The organism is Cupriavidus sp. IK-TO18 (assembly GCF_015549295.1).
Taxonomy (GTDB): domain Bacteria; phylum Pseudomonadota; class Gammaproteobacteria; order Burkholderiales; family Burkholderiaceae; genus Cupriavidus; species Cupriavidus oxalaticus_A.
The window spans coordinates 113933-136105 of the sequence record NZ_JADGMP010000019.1 but is presented as its reverse complement, the minus strand read 5'-3'; the positions used below and the strand labels follow the sequence as shown (position 1 = coordinate 136105).

Annotated in this window: 17 protein-coding genes and 1 pseudogene; 7 read left to right on the top strand and 11 right to left on the bottom strand. The window is 61.1% G+C overall.

Annotation, left to right across the window (positions count from 1 at the left end; all coding sequences use genetic code 11):
• The 8 genes from IPF36_RS17010 to IPF36_RS16975 all read right to left on the bottom strand — a co-directional run bounded on the left by IPF36_RS17010 (position 1) and on the right by IPF36_RS16975 (position 5379).
• On the bottom strand, positions 1-456 hold the full coding sequence (locus IPF36_RS17010; protein WP_195429099.1) for a hypothetical protein: 456 nt from the start codon (positions 454-456) through the stop codon (positions 1-3).
• The gene (locus IPF36_RS17005) at positions 446-727 is read right to left on the bottom strand and encodes a hypothetical protein (protein WP_195429097.1); all 282 of its coding nucleotides are present in this window, start codon (positions 725-727) and stop codon (positions 446-448) included. Before IPF36_RS17005 ends, IPF36_RS17010 begins: the two co-directional genes overlap by 11 nt.
• 118 nt (positions 728-845) lie before the next feature.
• Entirely contained in the window at positions 846-1073 is a 228-nt protein-coding gene (locus IPF36_RS17000; RefSeq protein ID WP_195429095.1) for a hypothetical protein, read from the bottom strand.
• A 130-nt stretch (positions 1074-1203) separates the two neighbouring features.
• Entirely contained in the window at positions 1204-1542 is a 339-nt protein-coding gene (locus IPF36_RS34390; RefSeq protein ID WP_218959610.1) for a hypothetical protein, read from the bottom strand.
• A gap of 249 nt (positions 1543-1791) precedes the next feature.
• The gene (locus tag IPF36_RS16990) at positions 1792-2025 is read right to left on the bottom strand and encodes a hypothetical protein (protein ID WP_195429093.1); all 234 of its coding nucleotides are present in this window, start codon (positions 2023-2025) and stop codon (positions 1792-1794) included.
• 162 nt (positions 2026-2187) lie between these two features.
• Complete coding sequence (locus IPF36_RS16985; protein ID WP_195429091.1) at positions 2188-2673, bottom strand: hypothetical protein; 486 nt, start codon at positions 2671-2673, stop codon at positions 2188-2190.
• Between the two features lie 106 nt (positions 2674-2779).
• Positions 2780-3574, bottom strand: a complete 795-nt coding sequence (locus IPF36_RS16980) for a hypothetical protein (protein ID WP_195429090.1) — start codon at positions 3572-3574, stop codon at positions 2780-2782.
• Between the two features lie 596 nt (positions 3575-4170).
• On the bottom strand, positions 4171-5379 hold the full coding sequence (locus IPF36_RS16975) for an ATP-binding protein (protein WP_195429088.1): 1209 nt from the start codon (positions 5377-5379) through the stop codon (positions 4171-4173).
• Positions 5380-5777: 398 nt separating this feature from the next.
• Here IPF36_RS16975 and IPF36_RS16970 point away from each other — a divergent pair, with 398 nt between their 5' ends.
• From IPF36_RS16970 to IPF36_RS16955, 4 genes are all read left to right on the top strand, one after another.
• Complete coding sequence (locus IPF36_RS16970; protein WP_195429087.1) at positions 5778-8480, top strand: DNA methyltransferase; 2703 nt, start codon at positions 5778-5780, stop codon at positions 8478-8480.
• Positions 8481-10502 carry a DEAD/DEAH box helicase gene (locus tag IPF36_RS16965; RefSeq protein ID WP_195429085.1) on the top strand — a complete coding sequence of 674 codons (2022 nt, stop codon included), beginning with the start codon at positions 8481-8483 and terminating at the stop codon, positions 10500-10502.
• 2 nt (positions 10503-10504) lie between these two features.
• Positions 10505-11716 carry a GIY-YIG nuclease family protein gene (locus IPF36_RS16960; RefSeq protein WP_195429083.1) on the top strand — a complete coding sequence of 404 codons (1212 nt, stop codon included), beginning with the start codon at positions 10505-10507 and terminating at the stop codon, positions 11714-11716.
• Positions 11717-11912: 196 nt separating this feature from the next.
• Positions 11913-12878, top strand: a complete 966-nt coding sequence (locus IPF36_RS16955; RefSeq protein WP_195429081.1) for a DUF4238 domain-containing protein — start codon at positions 11913-11915, stop codon at positions 12876-12878.
• Between the two features lie 366 nt (positions 12879-13244).
• Here the strand turns inward: IPF36_RS16955 and IPF36_RS16950 are convergent, their stop codons facing one another.
• On the bottom strand, positions 13245-14666 hold the full coding sequence (locus IPF36_RS16950) for a UvrD-helicase domain-containing protein (protein ID WP_195429079.1): 1422 nt from the start codon (positions 14664-14666) through the stop codon (positions 13245-13247).
• Positions 14659-16361, bottom strand: a pseudogene (locus IPF36_RS16945) (ATP-dependent endonuclease). The gene IPF36_RS16950 and the pseudogene IPF36_RS16945 overlap by 8 nt, the downstream one beginning before the upstream one ends.
• Before the next feature lie 293 nt (positions 16362-16654).
• Between IPF36_RS16945 and IPF36_RS16940 the strand changes: the two are divergent.
• A complete protein-coding gene (locus tag IPF36_RS16940) occupies positions 16655-18787 on the top strand; it encodes a phage integrase family protein (protein ID WP_195429077.1) in 2133 nt (710 codons plus the stop codon).
• A 474-nt stretch (positions 18788-19261) separates the two neighbouring features.
• Here the strand turns inward: IPF36_RS16940 and IPF36_RS16935 are convergent, their stop codons facing one another.
• Positions 19262-20185 carry a hypothetical protein gene (locus tag IPF36_RS16935; protein WP_195429075.1) on the bottom strand — a complete coding sequence of 308 codons (924 nt, stop codon included), beginning with the start codon at positions 20183-20185 and terminating at the stop codon, positions 19262-19264.
• 859 nt (positions 20186-21044) lie between these two features.
• Between IPF36_RS16935 and IPF36_RS16930 the strand changes: the two genes are divergently transcribed.
• Both IPF36_RS16930 and IPF36_RS16925 read left to right on the top strand, forming a co-directional pair.
• Positions 21045-21755, top strand: a complete 711-nt coding sequence (locus tag IPF36_RS16930; protein ID WP_195429073.1) for a ParA family protein — start codon at positions 21045-21047, stop codon at positions 21753-21755.
• The gene (locus IPF36_RS16925; RefSeq protein ID WP_195429071.1) at positions 21752-22102 is read left to right on the top strand and encodes a stability/partitioning determinant; all 351 of its coding nucleotides are present in this window, start codon (positions 21752-21754) and stop codon (positions 22100-22102) included. The genes IPF36_RS16930 and IPF36_RS16925 overlap by 4 nt, the downstream gene beginning before the upstream one ends.
• Positions 22103-22173 lie beyond the last annotated feature (71 nt).

The window sequence follows — 22173 nt, the reverse complement described above, 5'->3', positions numbered from 1 at the left end:
TCAACGCGGGCAGAAGCGGACCAACGACTTCCTCCGGCATAATTCGTCTCCATCAGGCCTTGCGTTGGGACTACCCGGCAAGCTCGGCCCCTTTGGCAGCTGTTGATGGCTGGCTTTGACTTTGAGCGCCAACCCTAAGATCTCGCTCGCCAGATGGGGGCGAACCCAGCGCCAGTCGGGCGAGGCTGGCATCTCCAACGCTGGAAAGTCAGGGTGCGAAAATGGCCCGGGCAGCTTTCGCAAGACCTGAATCCGCTCGATGCAGTTTGCACAGTCGAGCGCGAATGATTCAAGCGCCACTGCCACGGTTAGGGCTGTGCGTGTGCGCTCGCGCTGGTGCTCGTCACGGCGGTGACGATGTTCCTTCCAGAACGTGAACGCCTGGTTGAACACCGCCACCACCAGGCCGCCCACTGCCCCCCACAGGGCAGGCTGCGCCAGCACCTCATTGGCCATGGTCGAGTTCCTCAGGCTGGGCCGGCTGTCTCAGCCGGAGGTTGTGCCGCTGGTCCAGCCAGGCGCGCATGGCGGCCTCGTCGGCTTCCGGGGTCTCGGCGTCGCCGCTGGCCGGTACGATAAGCGCAGCGTCCCGGATGTACCAGTGCCAGAAAATTCTCTTCGTGCTGAAGTTCCACTTCGCCTCGAGGAAGCAGTCCAGCCCGCCTGAGCCGCGCGCGTGGAACCCGTAGGAATAGGCCGTAAACGTTAGAGAGCTGAATTCCTGCATAAGTCTTGTTCGGGCTCAGCCAGGAACCTGGTCTTTTTGCGCAGACAAGCGCCATGCCGATAAGGATAAGTATCGGCAAAGGGTGACAAAAAAGCCTCCCGATTGGCGGCATGTGGGTTCACGGCGCCGGCGGGGTGACTGATGTCATGATGCTTTTCACCAGCGCCTGCAGCCGTTCCGCGTCGGCCTCGACCCGGTTACCGCCCGTCAGCCTGATCCAGAGGACAAGGACACCAAAGGCCATCGGTTCCCGTTCGTAGCTCAGCGGCCATTGCCGGCAATTTTCTATTTCGCGCTCGGCGTCCGCTGTCAGCTCGGCATAGGTCCAAGCCTTCTCGATCGTCATCGGGTCGTCCTCTTCCAGTGCCGGCTACCGGCCGGTGCGGGCGCGTGGGTCGCCTGATTGCCCTGGAGGGGCGCTTCTCTTTGCTCTCGCCCTCCCTGGCGCTGCTTGTCCTACAGGCGCTTTGAAGCGCTCAGCGGGTATCAGGGAGGATGTCGTAGCCCGGGTCGCAGTGGTCCTGCGCGGCCGACTTGGCCTCCTCGTACGACGCAAATGCGCCGGCCTCTTTCAGTTCGTTGGTGAAGCCGACATCGCCCCCCGCCGGGCACAGATAAGCATCGCCATCGCGGACGATCCACCCTCGGTTCTGGCCCGGGGTGCTCTGCTTGACGAGGGCTGCCACGGCCTCCCGTGCCTCCGGGATGAGTTCCTCGTCGGGAACTCCATCGAGATTGAGCGCATTCTTCGCGTCCTGCTCAGCACGATCTGCATCAGACGGCACCAAGTCATCATCATCTTTATAGCTACGCATCGCAATACCTCCCCGTCGACAACCGCCTATGAACAATTTTTGGCGGCCGAAAATGATAGCCGTACTGAGTACTGAACGCACAAATTAGTTGCAGCCTCGGCGCAGACTGAAGTTAGGAAAGACGTCCCTGCCCGTCCCTCGCTAGCGTATAGGATCTTGTCTGCTGAAATCACGCCATGCCGATAAGGCAGTAATCGGCATGGGTGTCACAGACGAAAAAGCCACCTCTCGGGCAGCCACTACTCTCGACTAAAGGATCTCCATCGCTTGCTTTCGCGCGTAGGCTTGGGCTTCATCGCGGGTGCCGTATGCACTCCCCAGTGGAAACTGACGCTGGGAGGTGTTGAGAAACACCTGGAAGTCGTCGTTGCCGCCACTCTTTACCTCAATGCCTTGAATCTTTGCCTTTGGAATCAGGTGAAACTGCCCGTCGCCAGAAAGGCCGACATAGGTGTCTTCTTTTTCGGTGAATTGGAATGTCATTTGTTACTCTCTCGGTTGCCGCCCGTTGCGAACGTCATTCCATATTAAGTTCGCTCACACGAAGGCCAGGCTGGTTCGTGCATCTCAAGGGGCGCTTTCTCACAAGCTACTTGCCTTTTGGCCGCCAACCAGCCAGGAAAGATGGGGCGCCCTTCCCCAGTCTTACTGCGCGGTAAGCTTTACAGCCAACTCAAGGTTGTCAAAGCTGGTTGCGCGAAGAATCTCAGTGCCAGCTTTTCCAACGCTCGAAGTTATGACCGTTTCCTCGCCGCGAATCGACGGGCATCGCGCCTTGTCTCCCTTGACGGAGACAAGTTGCTCACGCGTAGGGCCAGCCTTACTGGCGAGGAGCTTCGTCTGGACTTCTATGGTGCCGCCGTCAAACTTTGTGGCGGCGATTATCAAGGCGACCTTCGTTGGTACCTCCCCGCTGGCCGATACCAGGCCCAAGACAGAGCATCGCGGATCAAACTTCTCCGCAGAGGGCTGGCTGAAGACGATTGTCTGCGGAACACCGTTCTCGAATTCGATGACCCTGCTGCCAGATACAAAGCCGGGGGAATCGACATCAATTTTCAACTTGCCGGATGCAGCTTGCGCGCCAGCGCAAGCCAGTGCGAGCGTTGCAAAGAGGATTACGTGCTTCAACGGTTTCTCCTGTTTTGGTCATAGAAGACAATGCGAGCTAACTCAGCATGCTCTATATCGGCCAAAGTCAAGGAAGATTTAGGCGGCCGCACTACCGTTTTTACATTCAAGGTCCTCTCAGCTCAGCTTCGACCATCGGGCGCGCGACCTCAATCAAGGCAGAGAGCAATGTCCTAGCCTGCGTCAAGCGCGCAGCAGTCTGCAGTGGAACTGCACTGAGAGGCAATGCAAGTTCAAATAAGCGCACGACCAGCATGCCGACCTCGACCGCAAATTTAGCTGCGTTAAGAAACTCCAGGCCCCAACCGTGCAAATAGGTCATGCCCAGCTCAAGTCCTCCGTCTTCGCGCGCAACATGAACCATGTTGCCGAACAAAGCATGCTGGTTTGGGTGCGCCCCATGATCGATCGCCGTTTGATGTATGTATCGCGCCCACGTTGCCGTCCCTGCGTGCTGTTCGCCTATCTCCCGGCATATGCTACCGAACGAGAACTCGCGGTTCCAAATTCGCAAGGCATCTCGGTCTTGTGACTTGTCTTGCCATCGTTGCGCAGCCGACGGATCAGCAATGATGTGCCAGGCGTAGCAAGCTGCCTCCACTGCCGCTCGCCCCACGGGGAACACCGCTGCGCAATGGCCCGCCGCAGCAGAGCGCGCCGTCGCAATGTACTGACTGTGGGCCTGCAAAAATAGAAGTCTGCCGATTGGCTCGTCTTGGGCCACTACTACCTCTCGCATTACCTGCCCGGCGCATTCCTTTAGTGTGGCATCAAGGCTTACGAGCAGGCTATACCATGCCGTCTCTTGCACGAAGGTTGCCATCTCGTTGGAAAACGCTTTCGTTGCGAATTCGGACAGATTGTCGCGGCCCCAATGTGGTGGAGTTGGAATTGGCGGCATGCAGGAACCTCCGGTTGTACACCCCAGTGATCGGTCAAGCGAGGCTGGCCGTCGATTTACGCGGCGAAAGTGATTAAAGGACGCTCCGTGGTGCCACTGACGTCACGACGCCGTTTTGGATTGTGATCTGAGTGAATGGGCAGTGCGGAACAGGTGCGGAGTTGCACGAGTAGATATAGTTGCGAAATGCGGATCCGTTATGCTGCCCCCCTTCCACGCGCGCGTAGTGTACGAATGCTGCGGCTGCCACGGCGCATTCCGGCATGCCGATGGCTAGCTTCCTAGCGTCAATATTAGCCCAATCCGAACCGGAAAAAACGCCACGCCGAATCAGTTCGTTTCGCGCTTTATCTGCGCCATTGGCCCGAAAACCATAGACAGCGCAAAGCTGGTCATTAGTCGCCTTCGTGTAGTCTCCATTGACAACGTCGAAGGCCCGTTCCGATACCGATGCGCATGCCGTGGCTAGGGCCACCGCGGTCAAAGCCACTGGGAGAGATCTCATCATTTCTTCAAAGTCGATAGCTGGGCCGGGTCGCGTCGTGCGAATGTATGGCCCCAGGGCAAGCTGTTCGGTTTCCACGGGGCAACCCCACTCACTGCTCAGCAGCTTGACCGTTCGCCCATTCGTTACCCGGCATGATTCGCTTCATGAACTCATCAAACAGCGGCACCGTGAACGCCGTGTCCCCATGTGTGGGACTCCATATCATGCCTTTTAGAATGAGGCTGCTGCGAGTGGGACCAAACGACTGCACGTTGCGACCCAGTTGCTGAGCGATATCGCCGGAGCGATGCGGGCCTGGCCCAAGTTCTGCCATGGCCCTCAAATACCGCTTCTCCGCTGGAGTCAATCGATCAAAACGAACTCGAAAAAAGCTCTCGTCTAGCGCAGCAATGGCCTCAGTCGAGGCTCCTGCCACGTCGTTGCCCGTGATAGGACTCTGGGGCGCCACGTCCCAAGCATGTTTGCCCCATTCCTGCAAAAAGTACGGGTAACCCTTCGTCTCCGACAGGATACGATCGACCGCCTCTGGCTCAAGCGCAACCCCTTCGTCTTCTGCGGGTTTCACGAGCGCCTGTGTGGCGTCAGGCCTGGCCAGGGGTCCGATTTCCGGGAAGTTAAACAGCCTCTCCGCATATGACTTCGCTTCACCCATCCGACCTCGCAATTGCGGCAATCCGGCGCCGACGACAGTAACGGGAAGCTGGCGTTGAGTACAGCGATGCAGCGCCGAAATCAGCGCCGCCATCTGCCCTTCTTCCACATACTGCAGTTCATCGATGAAGATGACGAGCACGGTTTGAGCCTGCCTAGCGGCCTCCCCCACCTGCTCCAAAAGGGCCGTCAGATCGCCCTCCAGGTCACCGTTGTCCGCCAGACCGGGCTCTGGGTCAAAGTCCAGCCCCACTTCAATGTCGTTGTATGTGACTTTCAGCTTGCTGGCGAAGCCGGCAAGTGCTCGCAGTCCCCGAACCGCATATTCCTTGGCCGCCTCCACGCGGCTCAGTCGAAGCAGAGCGAGGCGCAACTGCGGAGCGAGCATCGCCGGAAGCGATCTATTTTCCGGCGCTTCTATACGAACAGTGTGAGCGCCGCTAGCTTCGGCGTCGTGTCTCATCTGATCGAGTAGAACCGTTTTCCCAACCCCCCGGAGACCAACCATCAATACGCTCTTAGCATGCCGGCCACGCCGGAGCCGTTCTATGCAGATACGGACAGCTTCTCGCACGTCGCCGCGGCCTGCCAATTCTGGAGGAGGACTTCCTGCGCCCGGGGCGTATGGGTTGAGGATCGGATCCATGGTTGTAGGGAAGTTAGGTAATTTATGAGAAAGCAATAAACTTCCTAACTTTTATACACCTCAGCCGTTGGCAGCGCAATGCCCATCACATAAACTCCCCCAGAAGTCGCCCGCCTGCGCCCCCTACGGCGCCTTTCGGCGCACATCACCGTCACCCATATCGACGACCCGGCGGCTGTCCTCAAAGCTTCACTGCCGGCTTGGTGCGTTCTGAGAAGGAACTGGAGCGAAGCACCGTTGCGGCAATGAAACGGGAAGCGGCGGCCACAGCGCATGGGGGCCGGAACAGTAATCAGCGCAAGCGGCATGAGGCAACCATTTGTTACAATTTTGACACTATTGGCGCCGGTTGCGCCAGCGCCCGCCCTGAGCCGGGGACACCAAAAAAGAGACCGTAAATGAACATCGCAGGGATCGAGACATCACTGGGAGACCTGGTGGCGAAGCCTTTCGCTCGGGAGACCTTCGCCTTCGACCTGATCGTGGCCTATGACGCGCCCAAGGCGACCATCACCAAATTGAAGCAGTCGCGAAGCGATGAGGAGTTGAACCGCGGCGAAGTCCACTGGAAGCGCAAGCTTTTGTTCCGCGCGGCAGAACAAAAGGGGGCGCCCGCTGAACTCCGGGCGATGATCGCGGAGGTGGGCACTGGGAAGAACGCGCCGCGCTTCGTGGCCGCCACCGACGGGTTCGAGTTCGTGGCTTACGACCTCAAGCTCGAGACTCCCCTCGACATCGAGTTCGACAAGCTCAACGACGCTTTCGACTTCTTCCTGCCTCTTGCGGGCATCGAGCGCTACGAGGGCGTGGCGGAGAACCCGGCTGACATCAAGGCCACGGGCCGCTTGGCCAAGCTTTACGACGCGATATTGGAAGCGAATGCGGACTGGCGCGACCCGGCAAAAACGCACAGCCTCAACCTCTTCATGACGCGGCTGCTCTTCTGCTTCTTCGCGGAAGACACCTCCATCTTCGATCGGGGCCTGTTCACGCGCACCGCCTTGACCGTCTCGAACGATGACGGCTCGGACTTCGCCGACACGCTCTCGAAGATTTTCGAGTCTTTGGCCACGCCGGAGAACCGCCGCGACGCGCTCCCCGAGTTCGCGCGGCGCTTCCAGTATGTCAATGGAGGCCTATTCCAGCAGACGTCACCAATCCCGGCGTTCTCGCGCCGCGCGCGCCGCCTCTTCCGCGATTGCGGTGAGCTTCGCTGGTCGTCGATCAACCCCGACATCTTCGGCTCGATGATCCAGGCGGTGGTCGACCCGTCGATGCGGGGCGACATGGGCATGCACTACACCAACGTGCCCAACATCATGAAGGCCCTTCAGCCGCTGTTCCTGCTCTCGCTCGAAGAGGAGTTCGAGCAGGCCCGCGACAGCGAAGCCAAGCTCATGCGGCTGCTCAAACGGATTTACAGCATCCGCGTCTTCGATCCCGCTTGCGGCTCGGGCAACTTCCTGATCATCGCCTATCGCGAGCTGCGCACGCTCGAGAGCCGCATCTTCGCGCGCCTGGGCGAAATCGGCACGAGCGCCATTCCGATGACGGGCGTGCATCTCAGCCAGTTCTATGGCATCGAGCTGGCCGACTTCGCGGCCGAGACGGCCAAACTCTCGCTGTGGATCGCCGAATATCAGATGAACGAAAAGTTCAAGGAGCAGTTCGGCACCGCACCGCCCGCCCTGCCTTTGCGCGACAGCGGCCACATCGTGCACGGCAACGCCCTGCATGAAAATTGGCTCAAGGCGTGCCCGGTGAAGGCCGACACCGAAACCTATGTCGTCGGCAACCCACCCTACCTCGGCAGCTCGCAGCAGGATGACGCGCAGAAAGCGGACATGGATCTGATCTTCCAGCCGCTGACGAAGAGCTACAAAAACCTGGACTATGTCGCCGCCTGGTATGTGAAGGCGGCCGACTACGCGCAGTCGACGGCGGCGCATTGCGCCTTCGTGGCGACCAACTCGATCTGCCAGGGCGAGCAAGTGGCCATGCTCTGGCCGCTGATCCACCGCCGAGACATGGAGATAGGCTTCGCCCACCAGGCGTTCAAGTGGCGCAATAACGCGGCCCACGTCGCCGGCGTGACCTGCGTGATCGTTGGCATCCGGCCCAAGAGCGCAGCCAAGAAGACCCTCTACTCGGGCGAGCACGCCCGCGTGGTCAAGAACATCAGCCCCTACCTGATCGACATGGATGACACCATCGTCACAAAGGAGGGCCGCCCCGTCAATGGCTTGCCGAAAATGGACTGGGGCAACAAGCCGACGGACGATGGCCAGCTCATCCTGCTGCCCGACCAAAAGGACGAGCTGGTGCGCCGCTACCCGGAGAGCGAGAAATTCATCCGCCGCTACTACGGCACGCAGGAGTTCATCAAGGGCATCGAGCGCTATTGCCTGTGGATCGCCGATGACGATGCCGAGGAGGCCTACGCCGTCCCGCCGATCCGCGAGCGCATCGACGCCGTCGCCAAATTCCGCTCCGAGAGCGATGCCGAGAGCACGCAGGAGTATGCGGCCTACCCCCATCGCTTCCGGCAGATCCAGAACTACGGCGCCGACGCCATCTTAGTCCCCATCCACTTCTCGGAGGTCCGGGACTACTTCACTATCGGCTTCGCCGATGGCGACACGACGGTGATAAGCAACGCCTGCTACGCGATCTACGGGGCTTCGGCCTACATCATGGCCATTCTCTCCACGCGCCTGCACGCGCAGTGGGTTTCGACCGTCTGCGGCGGCTTGACGACGCGCATCCGCTACTCGAACACCATGGGCTACCACACGTTCCCGGTGCCGGCGCTCTCCGAAAGCCAGATCCAAGAGCTGGAGGATCACACCTGGGCCATCATGGCCGCGCGCGAGCAGTTTCCGGGCAAGACGATCGGTTGGCTCTACAACCCCAAGACCATGCCCAAGGCCATCCTCGAGGCGCACCAGGCCCTCGACGCCACGATGGAGCGCATCTGCATCGGCCGTCTCTTCCGCAACGACACCGAGCGCCTCGAGTATCTGTTCAAACAATACGTCGCCCTCAAGCGCAAGCGCTCGACTGCGGCCAACAAGCCCAAGGCCCTCTTGGGAGCAGCTTAAATGACGGACTTCATCAAGGTCACATACGACCGATCGGGCGCGAGCCAGGCAACGAACGCCATGGGCATGCGCATGATGCAATCGCGCGCGTTCGACGAGCGCAACTCGCAATACCTTCTGGTCAAAGCGCCGCCGGCGTCGGGCAAGTCCCGCGCGCTGATGTTCATCGCCCTCGACAAGATCATCAACCAGAGCGTGCGCAAGGCCATCGTCGCCGTGCCGGAACGTTCGATAGGAGCCTCCTTCAAGTCGACGCCGCTGACCAAGGACGGCTTTTTCGCCGATTGGGTCGTCGACCCCGACTGGAATCTAACCTCCGCCGGCGGCCAGCAAAAGACCAGGGCCTTCGCCGACTTCATGTCGGGCAATGCCAAGGTCCTGGTCTGCACCCACGCGACGCTACGCTTCGCGTTCGAGCAGCTCGGCTCGGTGGCATTTGACGGATGCCTGCTGGCCATTGACGAGTTCCATCACGCCTCCGCCGACGAGAACAGCCGCCTGGGCGAGCTCGTTCGCGCGCTCATGGCGCGCGACAAGGCGCACATTGTCGCGATGACCGGCAGCTATTTCCGCGGCGACGCCGCCCCGGTGCTGCGCCCCGAGGAGGAGGCGCGCTTCAATCGCGTCACCTACACCTATTACGAGCAGCTCAACGGCTACAAGGACCTCAAGACGCTCGGCATCGGCTACCACTTCTACCGGGGCCGCTATGTCGAGGCGATCAACGAGATCCTCGACCCCGACAAGAAGACCATCGTCCACATACCCAGCGTGCGCGCGGCCGAGGCCACGGCGGAAGGCAAGCTCGCGGAGGTCGATCGCATCCTCGATCACCTGGGTACGGTAGTCGGCAAGGACGACACAACTGGCTTCCACCTGGTGCAGCAGCCCAGCGGCCGCGTCCTCAAAATCGCCGACCTGGTCGATGATGGCCCCGAGCGCGAGCGCGTCATGGCGGCCCTGCGAGAGATCAAGGACCGCGACGACGTCGACATCATTATCGCCCTGGGCATGGCCAAGGAAGGCTTTGACTGGATCTGGTGCGAGCACGCGCTGACTGTCGGCTACCGCGGCTCCCTCACGGAGATCATCCAGATCATCGGTCGGGCCACGCGCGACGCACCGGGCAAGGCGCACGCCCAGTTCACCAACCTCATCGCCGAGCCGGACGCGACGGAGGACCGCGTGGCCGACGCGGTCAACAACATGCTCAAGGCCATAGCGTGCTCGCTCCTGATGGAACAAGTGCTCGCACCCAACTTCAAGTTCAAGACGAAGGACGGCGGCGACGAGATCGACGGCACGCCGAAGGAAGTGGACATCGTCTATGACGGCCACTCGGGCGAGACCGTGATCGCGATCAAGGGCTTCGCCGAACCGTCGACGGAGCGTTCGCGCCAGATCATCGAGTCGGACCTCGCGGACCTGACGGCGGCGATCTTCCAGGACGAAGCCGTGCTGCGCGCTTCGATGAGCCCGGATGAATATGCACCGGAGGTCGTGAGCGAGGTCTTCATCCCGCGTGTGATCCAGAAAAAGTATCCCGACCTCACCGAGCAGGAGCTCGAAGAAGTGCGCCAGGCCGTCGTCGCCAATGGCGTCTTCAAGAGCCCGCAGGTCGAGATCGGCGGCGGCGGTGGCGCCGGCCCGACCGGCGATGGCCCTGGCCCCGACGATAAGGGCGACATGCGCTTTGTCCGCATGGCGGAGCGCCTGGTGAACATCGACGAGCTGACGATCGACCTCATCGACCAGATCAACCCGTTTCAGCGGGCCTACGAAATCCTGTCGAAGTCCGTGACGGCTGACGTGCTCAAGACCATCCACGGCGCGATCGCCATGACCAAGATCGCCATGAGCGAAGAGGAAGCTGTGGCGCTCTACCCTCGGATCAAGGCATTCAACACCGAGCGCGGCCACGAGCCGAGCCTGGGCTCAGCCAATCCGCTGGAGCGCCGCATGGCGGAGGCGCTCGCCTGGCTGCGCGACGCCAAGCGCAAACGCATGGCATCCGGAGAGTAGCGATGGTCAGCAAGAAGTTGACGCTCGACGAGCTACTCTCAGATGACGATGGCTCGGGATTGCTCGATGTCAAGCCGAGTGTGGCAAAGGCGTCCACCGAGGCATCCCGGGCGCAGGCGCAGTTCGAGGAGATCAACGCGTTCGTGGACAAGCTGGGGTTCGCGCCAGGCCAAGGGCCGGCCGAGCGCCGCATCACGATCACCGAGCGCACGCTCCAAACGCGCCTGCGGGCCTACTTGGACAACCCGGCGCTGCACGCTGCCGTTGAAGGCCTCGACCGCCACGGGCTTCTCGAGGGCGCCAAGGCGCGGCCGAAGACGCTCGAACACATTCTCGACGGCGACGACGACTTGCTCGACGATCCCAACGCCGGGATCTTTGAGATGCGCCACGTCCGCGCGACTCCGGCGAAGGCGGAGCTGGTGTCCGAGCGCGTCAAATGCGAGGACTTCGACAAGTTCCGACCGCTCTTCGACAAGGCGGCCGCCGAGCTGTCATCGGGGGTGCGCCGCAGCATGCGCTTCGCCAACGAGCAAGACATCGAGGCCGGCACGTTCTTCATTCTCAACGGCGTGATGGTCTACGTGGCCGAGGTCCGCGATCCCCATGTGCGCAACGGCAAACGTAACGCCCGCCTGCGGCTGATTTTTGACAACGAGACAGAGGGCAACAACTTGCTGCGCTCGCTGGCGACCGAGCTTTACAAGGACCCCAACGGCCGCCGAATCTCGGACCCCAATCCTGGCCCGCTGTTCGGCTCCGGCGAGACCCAGACCGTCGCCCTGCCGCCGTCGACCAAAGATCGCGTCACGGGCCTGATCTACGTGGTCAAAAGCCTCTCGACACACCCGGAGATCACCAAGCTCGACGGCCAACTCTTCAAGATCGGCTTCACCACCGGTAACCTGGACACACGCATTCGCGCCGCAGTTGACGATCCGACATTCCTGATGGCGCCGGTCAAGCCCGTAATGACCTACGAGGCGATCAACCTCAATGCCAACGCTTTCGAGCGCCTAGTCCATCATTTCTTCGCTCAGGCCCGCCTGGACATCGAGATCACGGACCGTTTTGGCAAGCCGATCCGGCCGCGCGAGTGGTTTTTGCTGCCGCTCTCCATCATCGAGCAGGCCGTGCCGCTGATCGTCGACGGCAGCATCCTGCGATATCGCTACGATCATCGCGCCTGCGCGATCATGGACGCGAAGAACTGACGCGACGCGCGAGAGTCGCCTCGGCCTCGGCACTTGGATGTAAAAGGAGCAGAGCGAGAGAGCCAGCTGATTGACGCCATTCAGCATACGATCGACATCATCGCCTTCATGCCGCTGGCCGCCATCGACCCCATCTCCGGCGTTTTGTCGCCTGTTACGCCGCCCCTCTGCTTAACAAGCATCATCTAAGACCTTCATGCAAAAACGGCGACATCACTTCGTACCCAAGGCGTATCTCAAAAGCTTTGTCGATACCAATGGCCGGCTCTTGGTCTATCGCAAGGACGACCCAGGCCGCCCACTGTCTGTAGCGCCAGACGCGACGCAGTTTCGGAGCTACTATTATTCGCAGCCATTGCCAGACGGCGGTATCGATAATAACAAGCTCGAAGACTTCTTTTCCACGATTGAATCGCCTTGGCCCGATATCGTTTCACGCATGCGCGAGCGCGCGAATATAAACGATAGTCTCGAAAGCATCTTTTCCTTCATAGCACTTCAGCGCGCGCGGGTACCTGCCGCCCGCGATCTGGCGGAGGCCATGATGGCGGCCTCGGTAAAGAGCACCATGCGCGTAATGCTGGCTTCCGGGAACCTCCCTCCACCTCCAGGGAGACTTGGCGAGACGCTTGACGGTGTCGAGGTGGCCATCGACCCGCATCAAAGCATCTGGGCGATGCGGGCCACTATCGATGGCATGGCCTCTCTCTTTAACCGTATTGGTATCGCGGCCGTCCACAACCTCACGAAAGTGCCGTTTCTGACAAGCGACAACCCGGTCATCTGGTTCGATCCTTCCATTCCGTTCGAGAAGCAACGGCCTTACACCATTGATCCGGAAGGCCCCCTTCTCCTCGCAGTTCCTATTACGCCTCAGCTTGCATTGATTGGATCGAACGAGTACAAGAATGTCTTCGGCCGACTCGGGTTGCAACATGCGGATACTGCGGATGAACCATTTGTCGAGATGATCAATGCACAGATATGCCGCTTCGCCTATGAGGCAGTGATAGCTCAGGGTCGCGGCGCAGAAGACGTGATAGGCAAATATTCCTCCGTTTCTCCGATTCATGAAGCGACGCCCCTGGTCGTTGGTAAGGGCGAACTCGTCATTCACAGACAAACTTTTGGCCCTCGTTCCAAGAAACCCAAATGGAAATGAGTTGTCGGTTCGAATTAGCCAGGATCAAACGGTTGACGATGCGCGGAATGGACAACTTCGCTTCCATATTCATCCACTGCGCCCCAATCCGCACCGCTGTCATCGTCGAACATGGTTGCGCCGCCCGGCTATAGGCACGCGCACCGAAGATGTTTTAGGGGCTATTGCATTTCGATCAGACCAGCCTCTCCAAGTCTCAAAGTTAATGGGAGGCCAATCACAGACGAATCAATGGGTTACGCAGCACTGTCCCAAACTAACTGGGTCGAATTCTCACAGTAAGTGGGTATAAGCTACGGCCTGTCTCACAGTTTCTGGGTACACTGGGCGGCATCCCGACTCTTGATGGTTCGCCGCGCAATCCTCTCAGCGAGGAACGATCTGTGAAGTGCGTGAGCACACAACCAACTGCGTTGATCCGCGTGTCAGTGCGACGTACAAGTTCGGTGCGTTCAGCGTGTCGGCGTCGAGAACGACAGCGACGTGCGCCTCCAGGCCCTTAATCAGCAGCGTGCTGCCCACAGCGCGCCGTGGCAGCGCCCTCGCCTGCATGCGGCCTTGCTCGCGAATCCGAATCGCAGCTTCTTGCAGCGTCGGCGCGCCGCGGCCCGCGGCTACCCGCAATGCTTCCAGGCAAGCGCGCAGCACGACGGGTCGAAATACCCGCGAGCCTGGTTGCTCGCGCAGCGCTTCGATAAGCCGCCTCACGGCTGGGAGCGAGCGCTCTGCTTCAAAGGTTGTTGCCGCTGCTTCAGCCTGGCTCGGCTCGCGCCTGCCTGTGCCTCGGCGCAATATCTCAACCCGCTCTAGCAACGCGGCTGCGCCAACCCCTGTCATCACCCTGCCGGAAAATTCAACGATGCGCCTGAGCGCGTCCGGGGCCTGCAGCTGAAAGCCGGACGCAAAGTCGATCAGGTCCCGCAGATCTACAGCTTCGACCGTGACGGCACCGGGCACGAGGCTGGCCATCCGCTGCTGGTTCTGGGGGCTGGTACTGTGACCAATCACCAGGACCGTGCCATCCCGATGTGGCGCCGCGGTGCCGGCTGCCGCGAGCAGCCGTCCGTGATCATTCGCGGAGCCCTCAAGCTGCACCCATTGCACAGCAGCGGGTGCAGTCGCTAGGTCAATCGGTTGCCGGTTGAGCAAGAGCTGCCGCGCGTACAGCAACCACTGTCCGAGCGCTTCAGCGCCCGCGTTAATCCAGCGCCAAGGCCGATCAAGCGTATGACCTGTCGGGAAATGTTGACACACATCGTTCTGCCAGGATGCCAACGGATCGCCGCCAAAGCCAAAAATCGCTTGCAGCGGGTCCCCGACCACACAGGTGGGCATAAATACCGCAGCGGCCTGGACGATGGCGTGTTGGCGGACCGAGCAATCCTGATACTCATCGACCCAAAGGCGCGCATAGCTCGCTGCCAGCACGTCGCCCGCATGCCCTCCCGCCAGCAGCCGTGCCGCGGCCTCGCGGATCGCCGGATAGTCCGGGCGCTGCGCTGCAAGGATGGCGGGATCGAGGCCTGCCCGCATCGGGAACGTCGCGACGAGCTTCATCGCCCAGCCGTCGACGGTTCCGAGCCGGTACCGGCTCGGATCGACGCCAACTAGCTCGAGTCGCTTGCGCAATGCGGCGACGCCGGCATTGGTATGGGTCAGTAGCAGGATCGGCTTGCCCGGCCCGTGACGAGCAAGAGCGTCGGTCAGCAGCTGCGTCTTGCCGCAACCGGCCGGCGCTTCCACCCGCACGCCAGCCAGCTGGAGCAAGTCGAGGTCGTAGCTAGCCATTCCAGCACCATCCGAAGATGCGAAGTACCTCTGCCTTAAATTGCGGGTCCGCCTGTTCAAAGCCGCGTGCCACTATCTCGCGCCCTATTCTCTCCATGTCGGTCACAGATTTGAACCAAGCGTTGTGCTTGGACCGCGCCGCCTTGCCGAGAAGGCGCCGCAGATCAGGCCCAGGCCGCTGGAGCATCTCCATATCGACAGCAGCTACGTTGCGCGCGTTGGCGCTTGCCGTTCGCAGTTGGCCGTCCAGCACCCCCGGGTCGTTCTGCTCCTTGACCAAGTCCCAAAGTTGGGCGACGGCCACGTCGCCAAGGGCTTGAAACAGTTCGTCCTCCAATGCATTAGGCGCACGCCAGGCGAATACCTCGCCCCCGGCCGCTTTGAAACCTGCCTCCTCTTCCTTGGGAGGAACGTCGCTGTCCCGCAAGAGCGCAACCCTGTAGCCAAGTTTTTGGAATGCCAGTGCTCGCTGCACGGCGGACGATCCAGAACCGTCAACCAGCACCACGCCGAACGTTGAGATTGACCCCCGATTGCTCGCTTGATCCATCCCCCGAATCAACCCAACCTCACTCGCGCCTTCGCACACCAGTACGCTCTTGCCCAGCAGAGCCTCTGGGTGCCGGCGCATCGTGCCCTGCACGTCGTCGTCGGTGCCACAGCAAAGCGCCACATGCTCGCCATTGTGCTGGCGCAGCACGTAGAGTTGCGCGCCCGATAGCTCCCGCACCACCACCGGTGAGTGGGTAGTCAGGAACACCTGCAGCGGCGGCACCCCCTCCTTGGCGCCCAGGGTGACCAGCAAGCGGTAAATCCGGTGCGGCTCCAGCCCGGTCTCAATCTCGTCGACCAGCACGACCGAAGTCTCCACCGCCGCGGCCCGCTGCAGTCCGGCCACCAGCAATCGGGCCGAGCCCAGTCCGAGGGACCTGAGCGGGACGCCCCCGGCGTCGTGTAGCGCGATGGCGCCGCCGGATACCGAAATGGCGTGGGCATCGAGCAGAGCCTTTACTTGACCTCCGACCGGCACCCCGAGCTGGTTGGCCGTTTCCAACACTTGCTTCAGCGCCTGCCCCAACTGGGCCTGGGCGTCGTCACCGAAGCGCAGCCTCGCCTCACGCCCGGCGCGGACCAAAGCGGCCGACGCATCCGCCCTCTCGTCGGAAAGCCGATTTAGTACCGAGCCGCGGCGCCAACTCAGGTTCTCGTCGCCACTGGCGCCGAGCTGGCCCGGCGCAATCCGCAGCCGGTCGGCCCAAGCCAGTTGTCGTGTCAGCCCCTGTGCAGCCGCGCGATCGGACACCAGTTGCCATTGCGGCTCCAGGTCGCTCTGCACTGTCAGGCGAACCGTCAGCACGGTCTCGCAGTGCGCCTCGGCTCATCGACCACGGCGCCGTCCTCTGCCCGGAAGCCACGCAGGTACAGGCCATAGGCCTCAAAGTTCTTGAGCGCGTCGTCGAGCTCGCCCACGGTGATCTCGATCACGATGGGTTGGTCGACAGTCATGCCGAAAAAGTCGTCGTCACCGAAGACCGCGGTCCGCCGGGCGCCCAGGCAGAGATCGATCGCGTCGAGCACGCTCGACTTGCCGGCATCGCCGGGACCGATCAACGCGTTCAGGCCGGGGCCGGGACACCAGACGAAGTGTGCGATGCCACGAAAGTGGCGGATCTCGATTTTGCGCAGGCGGGTCATGGATTTACGGCGGCCGTCGGGTAGTGCGACATGATCGCATACCGACATGGAAGAGTCGGGACGCCGCAGGCAGGAGTACCTTATACGCCACATTTCCGTTCCGAGGCCGATTCAAGCCATTTTTGATAGTCGTTGATAATCTTTCTTATCATGGACTAACAAAATAAGGTACGCATAACGTACCTACAATCCTACACTTGGCATTAGAATGTGATCCATCGGCGCGAACCCGCGTCAGGACTGGCCTTAGCGGCGCCCAGCACTTGGCCCGCCAGCCTCATCGGAGAACCGCCATGGCCTCGGCCGATCACAGTGACAGCGCCCCAGCCGACGCGCCGGCGACCAACGCATCGCCGGTTCGCCGGCGGCGCCGCTCCGTCACCCGCCGGCACTTGCACCGCGGCCACTTCGGCTTTCTGCGCGCCATCGTGCAAGGGCTGAACGCCCGCCCCATGTGGGAGCGCTACCTGGCCGAAGAAGGGGAAATCGAGGCGGAGGCCAATGCGCTCACCGCCGCCGGCGATGGCGCGTCCGCGTTCGCCGCTCACCCCAAGGTGCGCCGGGTCACGGCCTGGCTGCGCGCCGAACTGGCCGCCGCCGCCGTGCGCGCCGAGCGTCCCGGTACTGCCCGACTGGTCAAGGTGGATTTCCGCCAGATCGGTCGCCCGGGGCTGGGCCTGCCCTCGTTGGAGGAATTCGCCGCGGCAACCGGCCTGGACGGGTTCAGCGAGCGCGAACAGCTGGCAGCCTATGAGGAAAAGTTCGGCGCCGCACTGGTGCGCGAGAAGAAGCGCACCGCGCTAATGGCGCGGCAGCTGGCCGCCATCGACTGGCTGGAAAGCCTGTACGCGCGCCCGGTGCTTGTGGATGACGGCTGCCGCGCATGGCTGGCCGACACCCTGGTTGACCGGTTGGAAGCGGCTGGCGTGGCCACCGTCGGCGACCTGGTCGACCGTATCAATGGGCTGGGCAACGGCTGGACTCGCGCTCTGACGGGCATCGGGGCCGGTAAGGCCCGTGCGGTCGAGCGCTTTCTCGCCGCCCATGCCGAAACCCTGACGCGCCGCGTCGGCCAACATGTGGCCGTGCCGCGCCGGCAGCGCTACGCGCACGAGCTGGCCCGCGTGGTACCGCCCGCCACGGCGTTGGTGCCACTGGACAAGCTGGTGGTACCGGCCGAGCTGGACGGCCGCAACGGGATCTATCGCCGCCCGCAGGCGCAATGCCTGCTCTCCGCCCACAACGACTATGAGGCCGTGCTGGCCTGGCTGCGGGCCAAGCCGGGCCTGCCGCCCGAGCAGGTCGCCCGGCTACGCGAACGGCGTCGCGATGTCAGCACCGCGCCCGGCCCGCGGGATTGGCTGCAGACGCTGTCGCACACCCAGCGCGCATACCGTAAGGAAGCGGAGCGCTTTCTGCTGTGGGCGGTTCTGGTGCGCGGCAAGCCGCTGTCCTCCATGGCGCACGAGGATTGCACTGCTTACCGGGATTTCATTGGTGCTCCACCCACCGACTGGTGTGCGCCGCGCTCGCGCGAACGCTGGAGCCCCATTTGGCGTCCGTTTGAAGGGCCACTGTCGCTTCGGGCCCAGGCCTACGCGCTCGGTGTGCTCAACAACCTCTACCGGTTCCTGGTTGACCAGAACTATCTGATGGGCAACCCGTGGCATGGTGTGCACGCACCGCGCAGCGCGACTCCCAAGTTGGACGTGGGCCGCAGCCTCACGCAGGCACAATGGGAATTCGTCCAGGCCCAGCTCACAGCGCTGCCGCCGACCTCCGCGAATGCCCGGCTGCAGTTTGCCTTGCCGTTGTTATATGCCACGGGCCTGCGCTTGTCCGAAGCCGTTGCGGCGACCACCGACCATCTAGAATGGGTAAGCCTGCCGCGCCCCGGCACCGCCGAACGTATCGAAGGCTGGTGGCTGGAAGTGCTTGGCAAAGGAACCAAGCTGCGGCGCATACCGGTATCTCCAGCCGTGGTCGACCGGCTGGGCCACTATCTGGCCAGCCGCGGCTTCGAGGCTGACCCCGCCAAAGGACGTCTACCACGCGGCGTCGCCCTACTCGGCCAGGCCATCGATGTGAGCGAACGGGCCGCATGGGCGCGCCAGCAGACGGTGGATCCTGCCGCCGGCGTCAGCGCGAACACCTTGGCCGAGCAGCTGAAGAACTTCTTCGCGACCTGTGCGGCGGCGTTGCAGACCACTGATGAACGCGCATCAGAGCATCTGGCCACTGCCAGCACGCACTGGCTAAGGCACACGCACATTTCTCATGCGCTGGCAGCAGGCGCGCCGCTTGAGGTTGTCCAGCAGAATGCCGGCCACGCCTCGCTTGATACCACCACGCGCTACGTCACTACCGAAGAGGCCCGCCGGATGGCAGCGATGCAGAAGGTCTGGGCCGAGTTCAAGAATGCCTGAGAAGTCCGAAACTCGTGGCCAATCAGCATGCCCGACCGACGTTCTGCCAGCTTAATTATGCTGGTTGTCGGTGGAAATGGCTGCCGCAGCGTCGTGGCTGCGCGCCAAGCGACCGAGCAAAGAGATTTTCAGTATATAACCGCCAAGCGAGACAACGCGGCGTACTGTTTGGTATCCGATAGCTACCGGCTAGCCGACTGGAATCTTAACCGGACACCGCTCCCCCATGGGAAGGGGCGCTTTTGCTCGACAACAAAGCTGCCAGTAAGGCAAGCCCAGTCACCGGACATGCGGAACCTTCCCACGCGAGCCTTGAGCCGAATCGCCCATGGAGGTCGACGACGGATCCATGAGCCCTGCTCCTGGAACCCTTCACCACTTGAGTGGGTTGTCGCGGCCCGCAGGAGGTATATCGTTCGGCGGCGAATGGTAATCTGATATCGCCTGACCGACCTGCGGGTGTCCGACGCCGCGCTAATTTTTCCCAGCGCGACGCAAGCACTTTTCAATCAGGATTCGGCGGCGGCGCCGACGCCGCCGTACTGTTGCTCGCTGCTGGGGCAAGTACACCGAAGCATGTTCCTCACCTCGAAGGACTAGTGGGGACAGCGCACTGCGGAGATAGAATGCCGTGGCGAGAAATCCTGTCCCGGAGATTGCTAACTGGAGCGCTGACTCAGGAATGGTCGACTTGCATGTCCACCATTGTTTCACTTCCCACGCGAAACAGAACTTGAGCCAGACTGGCAAGCCAAGAGCAATGACTGCGATGTCTGGTCGGCGAATCGCATAGGCGAAACCCTCTGGCGAATAGACGCCCAACAAAAAGGTGAATGCTGCGACCGGCCACACGATCCAATATTCGAAATGCGAATATGGGCTCAGCAGCGTCGCCTGATAGGCGATCCACGCGCAGCCTAGTCCGGCAGCAGCGCGGACCCACCACGTGCGCCGCGCCAGCCACGGTCGCTTTAACCAGCCCCACCCCCTCCCCGCCTCCCATGCTGCCGCAGAACATGCCGCCGCAGCTAGCAAGATAAAGCAAGCCCACCCGATCCACAGGCCGGTGGCTGCATGTTCAATCCAAGCCGGCAAGTCGGGGTGAACCAACCGCTCAAGCGCGCGAAGACACTCCACCATCGCCCAAGGCGGAAACTCCCGGTCAAACCAAAGCAGCGTGTACCTGTGAAACCATGCGGCAACGGAAAACACAGCGAAGGCAATAACGTGCCTGGTGAGTGGGTGCTGCCACGAATAGACCCGACGACCGGCGGCTATCCAGGGCGGACTGAAGGTCAACATTTCTCCTCGCAATTGGCGGAAAGCTGACGTTATCCACTGCGCGGCGCGGCGGGTCAAGTTTCTGCAATTGGTGGGGGCAAGGGCAATGCGAGCCATCAAAGATCATCGCCGGTTTGCTCTCCGATTCGGCACAGAGCCTCACGGCGCCCGCCCTACCAATGCACGAATAGCAGCCATCCGTTCCGGCCCTAACTGGGAAGTTAGCTGGTAGCTATCGGATAGCCAACAAAACATCTTGAATCCTCGCGCCGATGAGCTGGTCCAAAGCGACCGTTTGGCGTGGCCATCTGGCATCAGCAATCCGCCCGCCCTTCGGCTACCTAATAGCTACCAGGCCGAATGGCAGTCTTGACAGCTCGACCCAGGGATACAGAGGTACCAGCTAGCTACCAGCTATCGGGTGTTGAGAGTGTCCGGCACCGACCGAGGCGGACCATCGGAAGCATCAGGATACCCTTTCGATATCCGATAGCTTTCTAGTATCGGATAGCAACTAGATAGCTTTCTGGTAACACATTGCTGTGTGCCGCATCTGTTCGATCTCCGGCCGCTAGGCAGTCAAGTCCTCCCGCGGCATCCCTTAGCATCGATATCCGATAGCTATCTAGTAGCTCTAAATTTGATGCAAATCCCCCACACTCTGAACCCAGTCGCCACCAGATGAAAGGTATCTTTTCACTAGCCATCAGATACCTATTGGCTAGCTCAGCGATACGCTCTATCTCACACAATCCTTTTAAATTCAATGTAGTAGAGCCAGTTTTAGATAGCTGTTTGATAGCTTACACATAGCGTACTGGTACCAGCTTGCAAAGACGGATAGCTACCAGATACCACAAAGATACTGGATAGCCACGTAGCGACCAGATATACTATCCGCTACTTGATAGCCACCGGCTAACCACCACTAGCCGGTAGCTACCAGCTATCCAGTTAACGCCGGAGGAGCAACGCGATGCCAACAATTGTCTTTGTGAGCCCTAAGGGGGGTGCAGGTAAAACGACCTCGTCACTGGTGCTCGCTACACAAATTGCCGAGCGCGGAAAGAGTGTCACGGTCATCGATGCCGATCCAAACCATCCGGTCAAGACCTGGGCGAAAGACGGCGCCGCGCCAGAAGCCATGACGATCGTCTCGGACGTCACCGAAGAGGACATTGCCGAGAAGATCTACGAAGCCGCAAAGAAGTCCGCGTTTGTAATCGTTGACCTAGAGGGAACCGCAGCAACAATCGTTGCCCACGCAATCAGCGAGGCAGACTTTGTCGTTGTACCGACACAGGGCTCTCAGCTGGATGCTGAGCAGGCGGGCAGAGCATTTCGCCTGATTCGCGCGCATGAACGCGGTATCCAGAAACACAAGCCCGATTACAACCTACCGTACGCGGTCCTCTTCACCCGCACGTCGGTAGCGATCCAGAGTCGAGATACCGCCCATATCCGGCGCACGTTCGCCGAGGCAAACATCCCGGTCTTTAAGACCGAGCTGAATGAGCGAGCCGCATACAAGGCCATGTTCTCGTACCGTCAAACGCTCTCTGGTCTCAGCCGCTCGGAAGTTTCAAACGTCGAAAAAGCCATTGAAAACGCTGCAGCGTTCGCTGGGGAGATGGTCGAATTACTGCGCGCATCCAAGAGCGAAACGCGTAAGGAGGTTGCAGAATGACCCGAGCCAATCCACTTGACGCCCTTGAGGACTTCGACGTCAAACCAACCGAAGAAAAGCCCAGGCCCGCGCGGGCCGAGATTGAACAACTGGCAAAAGCGAACGGCTTTGTAAGCCGAGATTCACGGCGCTTGGAGTCAGCAGAGGCCGCGGCTGAAAGTCGACCTGTGCGGAAGCAGCGTCGTTATACGACGGGGCGAAACCAGCAGCTGAATATCAAAGCGACCGCCGACACCATCGCGCGCTTTTATGCGCTGGCCGATTCGCTGGATATTCCAGCAGGCGCGCTCTTGGAGCGGGCTGTTGAAGCTTTGGAAGCTCGTTATATGCCAAGAAAGGATAGCTGATAGCTACCAGCTAAACGCGCTCTCAAAGCCGCAAGCTCGAAGCCTCCTGCATTCGTCCTAAGTCGCATCCA